Source organism: Shewanella sp. 10N.286.51.B2 (assembly GCF_041469265.1).
Lineage (GTDB): Bacteria > Pseudomonadota > Gammaproteobacteria > Enterobacterales > Shewanellaceae > Shewanella.
This window is the reverse complement of record NZ_JBFRKH010000010.1, coordinates 21013-36268: the sequence shown is the minus strand read 5'-3', so window position 1 is coordinate 36268 and position 15256 is coordinate 21013. Positions and strand designations below refer to the sequence as shown.

15 protein-coding genes and 2 tRNA genes are annotated in these 15256 nt (G+C 39.5%); 9 read left to right on the top strand and 8 right to left on the bottom strand.

The genetic code is table 11. The features are described 5' to 3' along the window. The first annotated feature begins 113 nt into the window (after window positions 1-113). From AB4140_RS02695 to AB4140_RS02685, 3 genes are all read left to right on the top strand, one after another. Window positions 114-198 (top strand) — tRNA-Tyr (locus AB4140_RS02695). Between the two features lie 130 nt (window positions 199-328). Then, window positions 329-413, top strand: a tRNA-Tyr gene (locus tag AB4140_RS02690). Window positions 414-675: 262 nt separating this feature from the next. Next, a complete protein-coding gene (locus tag AB4140_RS02685) occupies window positions 676-1743 on the top strand; it encodes a PLP-dependent cysteine synthase family protein (RefSeq protein ID WP_102435558.1) in 1068 nt (355 codons plus the stop codon). Window positions 1744-1821: 78 nt separating this feature from the next. On the opposite strand, the gene queE is transcribed toward AB4140_RS02685, so the two are convergent. Continuing rightward, the gene (gene queE / locus AB4140_RS02680; RefSeq protein WP_102519513.1) at window positions 1822-2490 is read right to left on the bottom strand and encodes a 7-carboxy-7-deazaguanine synthase QueE; all 669 of its coding nucleotides are present in this window, start codon (window positions 2488-2490) and stop codon (window positions 1822-1824) included. 345 nt (window positions 2491-2835) lie between these two features. On the opposite strand from queE, the gene queC reads away from it, so the two are divergent. Both queC and rrtA read left to right on the top strand, forming a co-directional pair. Beyond that, the gene (gene queC / locus AB4140_RS02675; RefSeq protein WP_198589275.1) at window positions 2836-3528 is read left to right on the top strand and encodes a 7-cyano-7-deazaguanine synthase QueC; all 693 of its coding nucleotides are present in this window, start codon (window positions 2836-2838) and stop codon (window positions 3526-3528) included. A 15-nt stretch (window positions 3529-3543) separates the two neighbouring features. Continuing rightward, entirely contained in the window at window positions 3544-4185 is a 642-nt protein-coding gene (gene rrtA, locus AB4140_RS02670) for a rhombosortase (protein ID WP_102435564.1), read from the top strand. Here the strand turns inward: rrtA and AB4140_RS02665 are convergent. The 4 genes from AB4140_RS02665 to AB4140_RS02650 all read right to left on the bottom strand — a co-directional run bounded on the left by AB4140_RS02665 (window position 4182) and on the right by AB4140_RS02650 (window position 7324). Beyond that, window positions 4182-4637 (bottom strand): GNAT family N-acetyltransferase, encoded by a 456-nt coding sequence (locus AB4140_RS02665; RefSeq protein WP_303414451.1) that lies wholly within the window; start codon window positions 4635-4637, stop codon window positions 4182-4184. The two genes, rrtA and AB4140_RS02665, sit on opposite strands and share 4 nt — an antisense overlap. A 62-nt stretch (window positions 4638-4699) precedes the next feature. Next, window positions 4700-5299 carry an FMN-binding negative transcriptional regulator gene (locus AB4140_RS02660; RefSeq protein ID WP_371999697.1) on the bottom strand — a complete coding sequence of 200 codons (600 nt, stop codon included), beginning with the start codon at window positions 5297-5299 and terminating at the stop codon, window positions 4700-4702. Between the two features lie 67 nt (window positions 5300-5366). After that, window positions 5367-5819, bottom strand: coding sequence for an NUDIX hydrolase (locus tag AB4140_RS02655; protein ID WP_371999695.1), 453 nt, complete (start codon window positions 5817-5819; stop codon window positions 5367-5369). Window positions 5820-5944: 125 nt separating this feature from the next. Next, window positions 5945-7324 carry a Na+/H+ antiporter NhaC family protein gene (locus AB4140_RS02650; protein ID WP_371999693.1) on the bottom strand — a complete coding sequence of 460 codons (1380 nt, stop codon included), beginning with the start codon at window positions 7322-7324 and terminating at the stop codon, window positions 5945-5947. A 374-nt stretch (window positions 7325-7698) separates the two neighbouring features. Between AB4140_RS02650 and AB4140_RS02645 the strand changes: the two genes are divergently transcribed. The 4 genes from AB4140_RS02645 (at window position 7699) to AB4140_RS02630 (ending at window position 12630) form a co-directional block, all read left to right on the top strand. Beyond that, window positions 7699-9426, top strand: coding sequence for a cation:proton antiporter (locus AB4140_RS02645; protein WP_371999691.1), 1728 nt, complete (start codon window positions 7699-7701; stop codon window positions 9424-9426). A 126-nt stretch (window positions 9427-9552) separates the two neighbouring features. After that, window positions 9553-10026 carry an Lrp/AsnC family transcriptional regulator gene (locus tag AB4140_RS02640; RefSeq protein ID WP_102519508.1) on the top strand — a complete coding sequence of 158 codons (474 nt, stop codon included), beginning with the start codon at window positions 9553-9555 and terminating at the stop codon, window positions 10024-10026. Between the two features lie 370 nt (window positions 10027-10396). Beyond that, window positions 10397-11755, top strand: coding sequence for a sodium-dependent transporter (locus tag AB4140_RS02635; RefSeq protein WP_102476711.1), 1359 nt, complete (start codon window positions 10397-10399; stop codon window positions 11753-11755). A gap of 455 nt (window positions 11756-12210) precedes the next feature. Continuing rightward, window positions 12211-12630, top strand: a complete 420-nt coding sequence (locus tag AB4140_RS02630) for a DUF3010 family protein (protein WP_102476710.1) — start codon at window positions 12211-12213, stop codon at window positions 12628-12630. Here the strand turns inward: AB4140_RS02630 and lepB are convergent. From lepB to AB4140_RS02615, 3 genes are all read right to left on the bottom strand, one after another. Next, window positions 12616-13287: a signal peptidase I gene (lepB, locus tag AB4140_RS02625; RefSeq protein ID WP_102519507.1), complete on the bottom strand. Its 672-nt coding sequence runs from the start codon at window positions 13285-13287 to the stop codon at window positions 12616-12618. The genes AB4140_RS02630 and lepB overlap by 15 nt on opposite strands. 239 nt (window positions 13288-13526) lie before the next feature. Beyond that, window positions 13527-14720 carry a cation:proton antiporter gene (locus AB4140_RS02620; RefSeq protein ID WP_371999688.1) on the bottom strand — a complete coding sequence of 398 codons (1194 nt, stop codon included), beginning with the start codon at window positions 14718-14720 and terminating at the stop codon, window positions 13527-13529. 49 nt (window positions 14721-14769) lie between these two features. After that, window positions 14770-14958: a hypothetical protein gene (locus AB4140_RS02615; protein WP_102519505.1), complete on the bottom strand. Its 189-nt coding sequence runs from the start codon at window positions 14956-14958 to the stop codon at window positions 14770-14772. Window positions 14959-15256: the final 298 nt, after the last annotated feature.

Here is a 15256-nt window from a genome sequence, read left to right as displayed (position 1 = left end):
TCCTTCTCCCTCCACCATTTATCGGTTTATGCTTCATTAAAAATCTATTTTATGTGGCCAGCATAAATTAGAGGTAACACGAGTAAAAAGTAACAGCGTTAATGAAAATATGTGGAGGGGTTCCCGAGTGGCCAAAGGGATCAGACTGTAAATCTGACGGCTCAGCCTTCGAAGGTTCGAATCCTTCTCCCTCCACCATTCATTAGCAAAAATATTTAAAATTGATTTTATTTATGTGGTCAACATAGTTAAAATTGATTGCTAATATTTAAAGATATAAATGTAAAGTTATACCCAGTTAGATTGACGTAAAAAAGAAAAAATATGTGGAGGGGTTCCCGAGTGGCCAAAGGGATCAGACTGTAAATCTGACGGCTCAGCCTTCGAAGGTTCGAATCCTTCTCCCTCCACCATTTCTTCTAGTCACTTCAGTTCATCAAGTTAGCTCACTCAAATTAGCTCAATTTCAATTCTCAGTAGTTTCACTTCAGTTTTATCATCAAGATTTGCTTAGTTTCAACTTCACAGCCTTATCCTAGTCAATTATTGATATCGATTATTAATTTGCTGTCTAGCGTCAAAATGTAACCTTGTTCATAAAACATTAGAATTTAACTTCCTGATCTTGTTATTTATCTTTAAGATAATCCGATTACAGCAAACTTAGGATGTCAGATGTCTAAACAATGGGTTAATCAAGCCATAGCTAAAATAGAAGCTGATTTTCAACGCAGCGCCGATACACATTTAATTAAGTTAGAACTTCCACAATTAACTGGCATCGACATTTATCTTAAAGATGAAAGCACCCATCCAACTGGCAGTTTAAAACACCGTTTAGCCCGCTCTTTGTTTCTGTATGCGATTTCAAATGGATGGGTTAATGAAAATACCACCATCATAGAATCATCATCTGGCAGTACTGCAGTATCTGAAGCATACTTTTCTCGGTTACTTGGCCTACCGTTCATTGCGGTAATGCCAGCCACAACCGCGAAAAAGAAAATCCAACAAATTGAGTTTTATGGTGGTAGTTGTCATTTCGTCGACAAAACTGACCAAATATATGCAGAATCTCAGCGCCTAGCAGCGCAACTCAATGGCCATTATATGGATCAATTTACCTATGCTGAGCGCGCCACCGATTGGCGCGGCAATAACAATATTGCTGACTCTATCTTTAATCAGATGCAAAAAGAGCCACATCCAATTCCAGCATGGATTGTGATGAGCCCAGGCACTGGCGGTACCTCAGCAACCATTGGCCGCTACCTTAATTACCAACAACTTGATACTAAGCTGTGCGTGGTAGACCCTGAAAATTCGGTATTCTATGACTACTATATAAATGGTGATGCAAGTATTACCAGCGATAAAGGCAGTAATATTGAAGGCATCGGTCGCCCAAGGGTTGAACCGTCTTTTATCGCAGGTGTAGTGGATGAAATGAAAAAAATCCCTGATGCAGCATCTATTGCGACCATGAACTGGTTAGCACAGCATATTGGCCGTAAGGTAGGGCCATCAACGGGGACTAATTTATATGGCGTGTTGCAGTTAGCCTGTCAGATGAAACAAAAAGGCGAAACAGGCTCGTTAGTGACCTTGCTGTGTGATTCTGGTGAGCGCTATTTAGATACCTATTATAATAATGAATGGATTAATAACAATATCGGTTGTACTGAAGAATTTGACCTAGAGTTGCAACATTTTAACAGCAGTGGTTGTTTGGGGAAGTTATAAAAATTTAGCCATAAAATCAGTTATAAAAAATAACCCCGCCCAATTGACATTAGGCGGGATTATTTTTCAATATGTTAGTTAATCGATATCTAAATATTTATGGGTCTGAATTGATAAGCGCCAATTACGGCTTATACAGGTTTTCATGGCAAGTTCAGTTGCCCGAGGTTTTTGACTAATAGGCTGTAAACAAATGGTTTTATTAGATACATCAATATCCACTAATAACTCATCAAGTTCATCAATATGGTTTTGGGTGGCGATGGGATGCTTAATTTCATTAGCGCGCTCTAGCGCCGCCTTTAAGACTTTATAGCCGCCTTTCATATTTACTTTTGGTGACACGGTAACCCAGACTTGCTCATGACAATGAACCTCGAAAGTACCACTGGTTTCAATCTGCACGCTGTTGCCAGCTTCAATCAAATGACTGGTTAACTTACTTAGGTCATATAAACATGGCTCGCCACCAGTAATGACAATATGTTTTGCAGTAAAACCTTTTTCAGTAAATGCAGTTAATAATGAATGCGCATCATGATTTGCCCAGCGACCAATGGTGCCATCCACTGCAATAACTTGTTGTTGAGAAACCTTGTTTGCTTCTAATACATCCCAGGTCTGTTTGGTATCACACCAAGCACAACCAACAGGACAACCTTGCAAACGAACAAAAATTGCTGGAACGCCGGTAAAGGTGCCCTCACCTTGGATGGTTTCAAAAACTTCATTAACTGGATATTTCATTTAGCTGCCTTATTCTCAGTAAGGGCGCATTTATAGTGTATTTTCACTGTAGCTGCAACCATTAACGGCCATGATAATGACTGCTTATTAGATTACCTGCCAACTAATTACATATGTCTGATGAAAGCTGATTATTAATCAGCCTATTAATAGCCGCTTTTACAAAAAGGTCACTGCTATAAAAATCTCACTAAAATTCTACTAATCAAAAGTTAAATAACCATGAAAGTTATCCTTAATGTCGTTATAATTTAGCCAGTAATCAACGGCTTCAATTAACTAACTGTTTCAATGAGTCTGCTCTGGGAACATGTTGATATATTTAAATTTTATATGGTGAAAAAAATGTCTAAAGCAATTGTCGTATTTAGCGGAGGTCAGGACTCTACAACCTGCCTCATTCAAGCAATGTCTCAATATGACGAAGTGCATGCCATCACCTTTGATTATGGCCAGCGTCACCGTGAAGAAATTGAAATTGCTCAATCACTTGCTAAAGAATTAAACATTGCCAGCCATAAAGTCATGGATGTGGGTTTACTCAATGAGCTTGCGGTGTCTGCGCTTACTCGAGATTCAATTCCGGTATCCCATGAGATCATGAATAATGGACTGCCTAATACCTTCGTCCCTGGGCGCAATATTCTCTTTTTAACCTTAGCGGGCATTTATGCTTATCAGTTAGGGTGCGATGCCATTATCACTGGCGTGTGTGAAACAGACTTTTCTGGCTATCCTGATTGTCGTGATGAATTTATCAAGTCTATGCAGCAATCATTGGCGTTAGGTATGGATAAACCATTACAAATTGTCACCCCGTTAATGTGGCTAAACAAAGCTGAAACATGGGCACTAGCAGATAAATACCAAGCATTAACCTTAGTCAGAAATGAAACCCTTACCTGTTACAACGGCATAAAGGGCTGTGGTTGTGGCGATTGCCCAGCCTGCACCCTTCGCCAACGTGGTTTAGATGATTATTTAGCTAACGCTGACACTGTAATGGCTGAGCTTAATCAAAAAATGGCTAAAGCTTAAAATAGGGTTACTGACATGGCAAATAAGCAAACTCAAATTGGCGTATATGTTTTTGCAACTATAGTGAGCGTCATTTGCGCGGCATTATTTGCCTTAAATTTACTGCCTCTTGCACAAATAGATATCGACAGTTTACTGGCTTATCGCTATGACTCAATTACCCAAGGTGAATGGTGGCGACTGCTTAGTGGTAATATTCTGCATACTAACTTGTGGCATTTACTAATGAACCTAGCCGGTTTTTGGGTGATTTTGTTTTTGCATGAGACCCACTACAAACAGCATAGCGTTAAACTCGCAGGCTTATTTTTGAGTTTGGCAATGCTTGAAGGACTCGGCTTATATTGGTTTTACCCAGAACTAAAGGGTTATGTGGGGCTAAGCGGGCTATTACACGGACTTTTCACTTTTGGCGCGCTACTTGATATCCGAAAAGGCTTTAAATCAGGCTATTTGTTATTGTTAGGGGTCATCATCAAAGCCGGTTATGAAACCTATTTTGGCGCCAGTGACAGCGTCAGTGAGCTGATCAATGCCAGAGTCGCCACAGAGTCTCACTTAATTGGCGTCGTAAGTGGGTTATTGTGCGGGTTAATTTGGTTGCCATTAAGTGGTTATTTAAAGCGCGCTCAAACACTGTCAACAAGCCACAATTAAGTATCATTTTGTGCTTGCTGATAAATGTTTGGCCGCCAAATTTGCATTAAGATTTCCGGATTATCTACCGGCAGAAAACCATATTGAGCGTAAAGGCCATGAGCATCCCTTGTGGCCAGCATCATTCTCCTTAATCCCTGTATATCTGGGTGACTTATCACCTTTTCGATGAGTAACTTACTTAAACCATTTCCTCGATGTTGATCAGTAATAAACACATCAGCTAGATAGGCGAATGTGGCTCTATCTGTGATAAGGCGGGCAAAACCAACTTGCTCGCCTTGGTCAGTAAATACCCCAAAGCACAAAGAATGCTCAATGGCCTTAGCTAATACTGTTATCGGCACCCCTTTGGCCCAATAGCTTTGTGAGATAAAACCGTGAATAACGCTGATATCTAATTTATTTTGATCCGTTGAAATAACATAACCCTTGTTGCCTAACTGCTGCATTAACGCCCCTTAACTAAGATTTATTCAGTTTAAGTAACACACATCGCTGCCCAAGCTTATGTTTACCCCAACACTTGCTTAGTATATTGATATAACTGCTGAGCATCTAAGTTTGTCGAATTGGCCAAACCCGCTAATACCCCAAGTTGATCAGCCTCTGAGCGATGTTGACCTAGCTTGAGTTTTCCTTCGATGCAAGTAATTGAAATTTTAAAACCCACAATGGCTTTAGCCAATTTATCGCGGTAGTCATTCGGAATAAAACCACCATGTTGTAATAATTCAGGCTCATATTTAGCGATGGTGTCAGTTAAATGCAAAATGGTTTCATTGTTATCAGTTAGCTCAAAAGTACCAGTGACATGTACCGCAGCATAATTCCAACTTGGCACCGCAGGAAAACCGTCATACCAAGTAGGTGAAATATACCCATGAGGCCCGGCAAATACCGCCAGCACAGATTGTAAATCCAATGTTTTCCAATGATTATTGGCTTTTGCCATATGGCCATATAACGTGTGATTACCGTCAGCATCAGTTTTAAGGATTAATGGCAGATGAGAGGCTTGTAAATCGCTCGAGCTAAGCAGAGCAAAGCCAAACTCTTGGATAAAGTCTAAAGCCTCGTTAGACTGCATTTGTGATTTTTTAGGTAGGTACATGAACATCCTTAATATGCAGGTTTAACTTTTTAGGAGCTCTGTATTAATGAGTGACTCAATAAACGCGTTAATTCGTTGCTAAAAACTGCTGTAACCTTTGTTTTAATGGCGCTATTGCAGCTGGATGAGCCAAATAATCGGTAATCGTCATCAATTGCCAATATTGGCCTTCTGAGCCAAAATTAATCGCATCTAGTTCAGTTTGAGTAATATAAGCGACAAAAAAGTAGGAGTGGCCATTTGCAGTTTGATTAATCCCCCGCTGTTTGTATATCAAACGCTCTATTGGCAGCCTAATGTCAAATTCTTCATGTAACTCTCTAAGCACACACTCCTGGGCCGACTCCTTGCCTTCGCGGCCACCACCGGGAAAGTCCCATTGATTTGGAAAAGGAATGCTGGCTTTATCATCCCGTAAATACACCACTAATTTACCTTCAAAAATCAGGGCCAACTTGCAACCAGTGAAAGCTTCAAAATCCGTTTGCTTAGTTAACGCTTGTTGATTAGCTAGCACCATTTGTCACCGACTCCACGGTTGATTTAGTAATAATTAATATCCCATAAAAAAACCTTGTTGATACTGACAATCATTCAGTATCAACACGGGTTTAATGCGATAACCTCGACTTATGAACTTATATTCTAAGCAATAAAAATAAACCCAATAAAGGTAATGCCAGCGGCAATAAGCGTATAAGGTAATTGCGTTACCGCATGGCTAACTAAATTACAGCCTGCACCTTGGGCAGCGAGTACGGTGGAGTCACTATAAAAACACGCCTGACTGCCAAAAGATGACGCAGAAAGCAGCGCGCCTATTACGAGTGGCATATCCGCGCCAACAGCTTGGGCTAACGGCATCACAATGGGGATGGAGACAGCAAAGATGCCCCAGCTTGAACCCGTAGCAAACGCTAAAACCGCCATTGCGACAAATACCACTGCTGGTAACATTTGCGCAGTCATATAGGGGCTTAAGCTTTCAATTACAAATTGTGGCAGCAATAATTTATCGCAAACATCTTTAAATATAAATGCAGCAATTACAGTACCAATGGCAGGTAACATACTTTTAAAACCATCAATCATTTGCTCCATCATATCAGATAACGGCATTAATTTTTGCACGGTATAATAAGGAATGGTGATAGCCATCGTCGCCAATAATCCAAGCCAAACATCAATATCAAAGTACACGGTAAAACCGACTAATAAGATGATGGGTACTAAAAAATTATGTAACTTGCCTTGTTCGTCGGCGGCACTGAAATTGTCTTCAATGGCCTTTACCCCATAGTCATCGCTGGTGTGGGTTTCTGCAGACTCATCAACAGGAATACCAATACCTTGTTTAGCTTTAAGTTCTGCTTTTTTCATCGGTCCAATTAGCGGTATTACCCCTAAAATAACCAATGGCACCATGATCACCGCCACCCAGGCATAGAGCATATAAGGAATCGCCTGCATATATACCGCAATGCCCTGCCCCGATTCGGCAATGCCGTTGTCCACTAATAAACCAGAGAAGAACACTGCCCAAGTGGATAAAGGCACCAACACACAAATAGGTGCTGCGGTAGAATCAACCACATATGCGAGCATCTCACGGGAGATTTTATATTTATCGGTGACGCGCTTCATGGTCTCACCCACAGTGAGCGCGTTAAGGTAATCATCAATAAAAATGGCCACACCTAATACAAACGTCATCATTAATGATGACTTTGGCCCTGTTGCAACCAACAAGGCTTTTTTGCCAAAAGCAAACGCGCCGCCAGTTCTGACGAGTAACGCGATCAAAGCGCCAAAGGTGCCACACACTAAGATCAGCCAGCCAATGGTTTCATCGGCCATCACGCTGAGCGAAATTTCCGAAAAATTATTCAACACGTCACTGGGCTCGAGCAAGATTAAGCCGACAATTGCCCCTACCACTAAGGCTAAAATCGGTCTGCGTAAAAATATGGCTAACATTATTACAACCAAAGGCGGGATCAAACTGATCGCAGATGGCTCTGTCATTAGGTTTTACCTTGTTAAAAGAAGATTAATATTGGAAAAAGAAAGTAATGTCGAATTGCATTTTAGTCAACAAGAACTAAACACATTATTGAAATAAAATAAGGATTTATTTAAAAACACATATCAGAATACAAATTCATTGCGGAAGAATAAAAAATCACCCTAAACTCACCTAAAAGTTTATAGGTTATTTGAATTCCTATGTAGGGTTTAATCCATCAATGAAGATTTATAAAGCGAAGTTTAACTTGTTAAAATATAAACAAATAACAATTTAACCACTATTGTTTTACGCACCTTTGTGTATGTCCCAAAGTAAGCAGTGAACAAAACCGTTTAAATATTCGCAGATCTTCAAACATCATGGAACATTCATGGATATCAATAATTACTTACTCCCCGCAATTATTGCGTTAAGTATCATTACTATAAGCATTGTTATTTTTGCCCGATTAGGCGTAGGTACCATTGTAGGTTTTATTGTCGCAGGAATAATTTTAGGACCACACACACCTGGTCCTATTGCCACAACCAATATTGAAACCTTACAAAATATTGCCGATTTTGGTGTGGTTTTGTTTTTATTTACTTTAGGCTTAGATATGAAGCCACAACAATTATGGAGTATGAGAAAGACCATTATTGTTCAAGGTTTTGGTCAGGTATTGTTAACCTCAGCGTTATTTTCTCTGCTGGGTACTGTTATGGGTTTGGCTTGGGAAGTGGGTTTTGTAATTGGTGCCATTTTTTCACAGTCTTCTACCGCTGTGGTGATGACATTACTGCAAGAGAAAAAACAGCTCAACACCCCACACGGCACAAACATATTTTCGAATCTCATGGCTCAAGATATCAGTGTCGTGCCGATAATGGCGCTAATTCCGATTTTAGCGCATCAACAAAATACCAATGCGAATTCTGGTTTATATACCAGCATGTTAATAATTGGCTTGATGGTTTGTGTGTTCATTCTAGCCCGTTATATTTTACCATTTTGCCTAAAAATGAGTATTACCAGTCAAAACAAATCAGCCTTTGCGTTAAGTTTGTTTGTGGTGATTTTTACCACTCTATGGCTGTCTAGTGTCGCTGGGGTTTCACAAACTTTAGGCGCTTTTATATTAGGTATGTTGCTATCAACTTCTGATTTCAAGTTAATGTTAGAAGAAGTGGTAACACCACTTAAACAAGCACTGATGGGGTTATTTTTCCTGTCAGTGGGCATGTCCATCAACCCCGAAGTACTTTTAAGCGATTTTGGCACAATTTTAATTTGGTTAGCTGCTGCAGTGCTGATTAAGACCTTGGTATTTATTACATTAGCGTTAATAGATGGTAAAAGCTTAACCGTGAGCATCAAGACGGGTTTTACCCTTAGCCAAGTGGGTGAATTTGCCTTCGTATTATTAGGCATTGGTACTGTCGCTGGCGTGCTAGACAGTCATAACGCAGCTGTCGGCTTTATTATCATTAGTATCAGTATGATTATTACACCTTTTATGAATAAATTAGGTAATTGGCTCAGTTTACAGTTTATCACTGACCGTTATAATGACAGTCATGATCCTCACGCAGCTGACAATCAACTGGTAATTATCGGTTTAGATGAAGTTGGCCGTTTAATCGCTCTACTGGCTGATAGAGCTCATATCTCCTACGCTGCTTACGATATTGACTATGAATGCGTTAAAAGAGGTAAAGCATTAGGGCTAAATGCTCATTTCGGCGACATCCTCAATAGTGGTATTCAGCAAAAGGCACAGTTAAAGGTTGCAAAAGCCGCTTTTATTTCAGCAACTGGTTCAGAAAGACTAAAACGACTTGCGTTAATGCTGTCTCATTACAAACAGTTAGATATCTATGCTCGCACAAACTCAAGAGCGGAAGAATTCTACTTAAATAAGCATGGGGTGAAATATGCAGGATCTGTTTATATTGAAAGTACTTTATTACGTGGACTGGATTTATTGCGCAATTTTGGACTAACAGAACAAGACGCCATGCAGTTAATCGATAACCTTAAACAAGAGTTGTTTGAGCAAGAATATCATCAGTGGGGAAAGCAAGCCGCATCAGAACCACAGCCCGTAACCGTTAATTAATAACGGCTTCGATAAAATGTCATCTTTGGTATAAGATCGGTTTTAATCAACAGCAGTTATTATAATAAGATCTATTGATGTCACTTAATTAATGACATGAGTGAGACAACATTTTGAGGAACACCGATGGCAGAACTGACACTTGATAAGACCGATTTGCACATTTTAAAATTACTGCAAGCATCGGGTAAGTTATCAAATCAAGACTTAGCTGAACAAGTAGGCTTGTCACCTTCTCCCTGCTCAAGGCGAGTCAAAGCATTAGAAGATGCTGGTTACATTAGTGGTTATGCCACCCTATTAAATGCAGATCATTTTAAGCTAGCATTAACCGTGTATATTCAAGTGAGACTAGAAAAACACAGCGCTGCCATTTTAGAGGCATTTGAAGCAGATATTGCCTTATATGATGAAGTGCAAGAATGCAGCTTAATTACTGGCAGTGAAGCTGATTACTATTTAAAGGTGTTAGTCACTGATATGCAGCAATATAAGGTGTTTTTATTAGATAAGTTAACCACCAATGCGCATATTGCTGGTATTAATTCTAGTTTTGTCTTAAAAAAAGTAAAAAGTAGCACAGCTATCCCCTTACCCTAGCCCTAGGAATAAACACTCACTAATATGTGACTCAATGCCTTCACTGTTCTTGAAAGGCTTTTATTTGTTTCTCTTCAGCTGTGATAGCCCGAACATCATTGCACATTAAAACATCATCGCCTGCGGCAGATCACTTTCTTGAAAATTAACTCGACTAATATTTAATTGCGCTGATGAGAAAATCTGCTCACTGTAAAACAATTAAATATCACCAAAAACAATTAAATCGCAATAAAAAACCACATATTAACAACTAAGCCACATTAAAAGTCACTAAAAAGATTTAGTTAGCAATATTTTTTATTGCTTAAAAGGTTCAAGACATTACTATGCGCGCTCTTCAATTATTAGCGTCTATAGAGTTAAACACATGAGCGTAAAATCATCTGGCCAATTTAGTTCTCGTATTGGTTTTATTATGGCCGCAGCAGGTTCTGCTGTTGGTGTTGGTAACATCTGGGGATTCCCTACACAAGCTGCAACCCATGGCGGCGGTGCATTTTTACTTGTCTATGCCGTGTTAATTTTACTGCTGGGCTTTCCTATGTTAATGGCTGAATTAATGGTTGGTCGTCACGGACAGACTAATCCAGCTGATGCAATGGCTAAACTTGCTAATAAGCCCTTAGCCAAAAAGATAGCTAAAAGTATCGGACTTGTTTCAATTATCACTGCCACGCTTATTTGTACTTTCTACAGCATTCTATCAGGCTGGTTTGTCAGTTTTGCCCTAGCGCCAGTGGCACAGATGGCGAACCAAGCTGAGGTGGCTGCTTGGTTAATGGACTTTTCTATCAGTAGAAATTTAGTCTTTACCCTATTGTTTATCACACTGGTGATATGGGTGATCCGCCAAGGGGTACAGCAAGGAATTGAGCGTTGGTCAAAACGATTGATGCCACTGTTACTAGTCATGTTAGTCGCTGGCGCTATCTATATTTTAACCCAGCCAGGGGCAATGCAAGGTTTGTCAGTATTATTTGTGCCTGATTTTTCGAGGGTATTAGATACAGAGGTGTTAATGGGCGCATTAGGGCAAACCTTTTTCTCACTGTCTGTGGGTACTGGCGCCATGATGGTATACGGTGCATACCTTAATAAACGAGAAAACATAGCTAAACTAACCGCATACGTTACCTTAATGGACACCAGCGTCGCATTGCTAGCCGCGTTAATGATTATTCCAGCCATGTATGTGGCCCAGCACAATGGCGTACAAATTTTCGCTGACGATGGCAGTTTACTAAATTCTGACACCTTAGTGTTTAGTGTATTACCAGCGCTTTTTGATTCTTTAGGTGGGATCAGCCAATATCTATTAGCAATCGTGTTTTTTTCATTAATGACCATTGCCGGTTTGACCTCGGCAATGTCAATTGTAGAAGTACCCACCAGCTATTTAGTTGAAAAAACGTCCTTAACACGTAACAGTGCCAGTTTAGTCGTCGGCGCGTTTATCGCCACTGTTGCTTGCGTGATTGTGTTTAACTTTAATGAGTTATTTGGTTTGATCATCACCATAACGACTGAACGAGCACAGCCATTAATTGCCTTGGGTATTGCGATATATTTAGGCTGGGTTTGGCATAGGAATTCGTTACTTGCAGCAATTTCACAGCAACAAGGCGTTGATAAAGATAGCTACTTTTGGCGTATGTGGCCTGTTTATGTGAAGTTTGTTTGCCCAGTATTAATCTGCTTGATAATCATGCAGTTATTCTTAGGCTAATAACTTTCTAGACAAGCTGCTAACTAAGATATACAAAAGGCTATAAGATTATAATTTTTATAGCCTTCTTATTTTATACAAATGAATTTGTCGTACATCCCAAATTTCCCTTGCTGAACTCAGTTAATGAAAAAAGCGCCAATGGTTAAAATATCCACTAACACAGCAAAAAAACCACTACAAAGACAAGATATACCTCTATATCAGCCTTCAATAACGCCAATCACAAATGCTGTATAAATAAACAGTATCATGTTAAGTTAGTGCGCTATTATCACTATAATTATCATAATGATTTTCACCCTAATCAATTAAGTGATAGTAAATTAAGTGATAGTAAATTAAGTGATAGTAAATTAAGTGATAGCCGATTAAGTGATAGCCGATTAAGTTTATCTGTCAGCGCCTTCAAAAGGCTGATTTGACCAAATAAAAATGACAAAAGAGAACATATCATGAATGTAATGGGAATCATGCTTAAAGCAAATGAAATGCGGATAGTGACGTTAACGGGCACAAGAACAGCACATGAACTCATTAATCCAAAGTTCAATAAACTGGCTGTAGACAAGCACCCTCAGCAAGCGGAAGTGAAAATTCTGATAGAGCAAATTTCACAATATTGTGATGCCAATAATATTGAAAAAGTAGTTATTAATAGACGATCTACAACAGGACAAGGTGCTGGCGGCGCGGGGACTTTTTTATTGGAAGGTGCTTTATTGGCGACATTGAAGCCAGCTATCGTTTTTATTCATCCAGCCACAATAAGAGCAACCGATAAACGAGAAGCAGACCACAAGTCAGCTAAACCTAAAACCGTAGATTTAGGCAAAGCTTATGATCTTGCTTATGAAAGTTTAGCCCTTAATTAAGCTATGTAAAAAGCGCTCTGAACGTGGAATGTAGTAATTATCATAGTCAAATGACATTACTACACTGGATGTTTTGGCTATGATTTCATCTCTAGGTACAAAACCAATCACTCGAGAATCAGAACTATGATCACGGTTATCGCCTAGTGCTAGGTAATGACCTTCTGGTACGGTAACCTCAGAAAAATTTGAAAGCCTAGAGCCACTATTACTGGTACGAACGAAATGGTTAACCGTGCTAGTTTCAGAGAATAACTGCTCAATTTTGTCCTCGGATGAATCAGTTGCACTTATTGGTTGATAGGCTAATGTCTTTCCATTAATGCTGAGCACATTATCCGTCAATGCAATGACATCCCCTGGTATGCCAATGACACGTTTAACCAGTCTATTATCAGCAGCAGTAGATTCGAAAATAATAATATCGCCGCGCTGAGGATCTGCAATCTTATAAAGCGAAATGTGCGTAAAAGGTACTCGTAAATCATAAGCCATTTTATCGGCATACAATCTATCACCTTCAATGATAGTCGGTTTCATTGAGCCTGACGGCACGGTATACCAGTCTGCAACAGCGCTTCGAAAAACACACATTAACATGATAAATAACAATAACGACTTATTGGCTTTAATCGCTTTCACTACAGCATTGTTCATATAAATTCCTTTTTATGTAATAACAAATCATTAACTTAGATTAGCAAATACCAATCAATAACAACATCAAGCTTAACGATTTTTAATCTAATATGTGCTGTGAAACCAAAGAATAAAATCTTAAATAGTGAAAAGTGAAAAGTGAATGGCGTAACATGAATGGGGATTAGCTTTGTTTGCTGCTGACAAAAAATTAAGGGAGAGATAGCTAATCTCTCACTTCCCTATTAAATCAGGACTTAATCTGCCCTTTTACTGATCCATTTAGCTAAAGGCTGTGCAGACATTCCATGTAATATCAGGCTAATGAACACCGTACAAGTCACCGTCATGGCCATAAAATTACCGCCGGGTAAATCCTTGTCCAGCATGATAATAACAAACACTATCGATGCAAGGCCCCGAGGTCCAAACCAGCCTAGAAAAATTTTAGAAGGGATATTGCCACCAGCACGGCCCAATGACAAAAATATCGGTAACATACGAACAATGGTCAAGCTGAGTAAGGCATAAATCAGCATAGTCCAAGTAAACTCGTGAAAGGCATTTCCAATGACAAATGCACCAAATAATAACCATGTCAGAAGCGCCATAATTTCGCCAATACCTTCGGTTGGTAATAACAATTTATGTTTATGCTCTTGGCATAAATAACCAAACAACAAGCCGCCAGAAAATGCTGCTATATAACCACTGCCACCTAACTCTTGGGCGATGGCAAAGCTAGACAGCGCCAAACTTAACACAAGGTTTTGGCTCCAAATCTCGGTTATCCAGCCTTTTTTATAACATGCCTTTATTAAACCAGCACCAATAAACGACACGCTTAAACCGACCAGCAACCCAATGCCTAATTCTTCAACTAAAAAGTGTACTGCTAATTCTGATACCGCTCCTTCAGCAACACTACCTGCCGCTAACGCTAGAAAAACAAATAAGATCGGTACACAGATACCATCGTTCAAACCACTTTCTATATTCAAACCTTCACGTAATGGTGCTGGCACAATAGGACTTGAAACCACCGCCTTACCTAAAGCAGCATCGGTTGCAGCTAACATGGTGGCTAACGCTGCGATTTCAAAGACACCGAGATTAGGAAATAATACAAAGCCTGCCAAAAAGCCTAATAAAATTGCCCCGGGCAAACCATAAAGTAACATTCTGGTTGGGATATTAATGTGCTTACGCAGTACAGTTAAATTGGCGTTTGATGCATCACAAAATAACACTATGGCTAAGGTAATATCTGCAAACACCCTAATGCCAATACCATCAAGGTCACTACCCAGCCAATTCAGAGCAGATGGGCCGAGCACAAAACCCACCACCACGAACACCATAGGGCCAGAAATCATTGAGCGTTCAAATCGCCCTGCGACCAAGCTGTAACATAAAGTAAAAACAGCCAAAATGGCTAACTCTGAATACATTTATCAACTTCCCTATTGTGGCCTGATGCCCGGTTATTTATCGAACAATCTATAAGGTTAATTTACAGGGATGAGCATTCATAGCAAAGCTTATTTTACTTATGGTTAATCCTTTGATTGAAGCGATAAAGGCAGAATACTCACCTTTTTGAACAGTAGCATCAAAAGAAAATATAACTACTCCGTTAACATTTAAGCTTGCTACTATTTTAGCAATAAGGTTTTCTTGCTCTTTCAAGGGTACATGCTAAATACTGTCCCATGCCGTTATAAAATGATATTTTTCAGGAAGTCACACTCACAGATATCGCCTTGGATAAAATGAATCTCGGGATGCCGTTTACGAGCCATATTGAGCATTTCAGTTGACACCTCAAGCCCTGAAACTGTAAAGCTTTACTGATAAGTTTCATATAAAGTATCCCTTCTATAAGTTACCAACTATGTAATATAAGCACCCATGATTAAAATTGGCAGCCATAAAAGGCAGCGACGATAACTTAAGTACCTTATTGGCAGCATTTTGTTTAATATCA

Bases quoted from the DNA above. Each gene is read 5' to 3' on its own strand.
- AB4140_RS02685 (WP_102435558.1), top strand. From the start codon at position 676: ATGTCTAAACAATGGGTTAATCAAGCCATAGCTAAAATAGAAGCTGAT.
- queE (WP_102519513.1), bottom strand. From the start codon at position 2,490: ATGAAATATCCAGTTAATGAAGTTTTTGAAACCATCCAAGGTGAGGGC.
- queC (WP_198589275.1), top strand. From the start codon at position 2,836: ATGTCTAAAGCAATTGTCGTATTTAGCGGAGGTCAGGACTCTACAACC.
- rrtA (WP_102435564.1), top strand. From the start codon at position 3,544: ATGGCAAATAAGCAAACTCAAATTGGCGTATATGTTTTTGCAACTATA.
- AB4140_RS02665 (WP_303414451.1), bottom strand. From the start codon at position 4,637: ATGCAGCAGTTAGGCAACAAGGGTTATGTTATTTCAACGGATCAAAAT.
- AB4140_RS02660 (WP_371999697.1), bottom strand. From the start codon at position 5,299: ATGTACCTACCTAAAAAATCACAAATGCAGTCTAACGAGGCTTTAGAC.
- AB4140_RS02655 (WP_371999695.1), bottom strand. From the start codon at position 5,819: ATGGTGCTAGCTAATCAACAAGCGTTAACTAAGCAAACGGATTTTGAA.
- AB4140_RS02650 (WP_371999693.1), bottom strand. From the start codon at position 7,324: ATGACAGAGCCATCTGCGATCAGTTTGATCCCGCCTTTGGTTGTAATA.
- AB4140_RS02645 (WP_371999691.1), top strand. From the start codon at position 7,699: ATGGATATCAATAATTACTTACTCCCCGCAATTATTGCGTTAAGTATC.
- AB4140_RS02640 (WP_102519508.1), top strand. From the start codon at position 9,553: ATGGCAGAACTGACACTTGATAAGACCGATTTGCACATTTTAAAATTA.
- AB4140_RS02635 (WP_102476711.1), top strand. From the start codon at position 10,397: ATGAGCGTAAAATCATCTGGCCAATTTAGTTCTCGTATTGGTTTTATT.
- AB4140_RS02630 (WP_102476710.1), top strand. From the start codon at position 12,211: ATGAATGTAATGGGAATCATGCTTAAAGCAAATGAAATGCGGATAGTG.
- lepB (WP_102519507.1), bottom strand. From the start codon at position 13,287: ATGAACAATGCTGTAGTGAAAGCGATTAAAGCCAATAAGTCGTTATTG.
- AB4140_RS02620 (WP_371999688.1), bottom strand. From the start codon at position 14,720: ATGTATTCAGAGTTAGCCATTTTGGCTGTTTTTACTTTATGTTACAGC.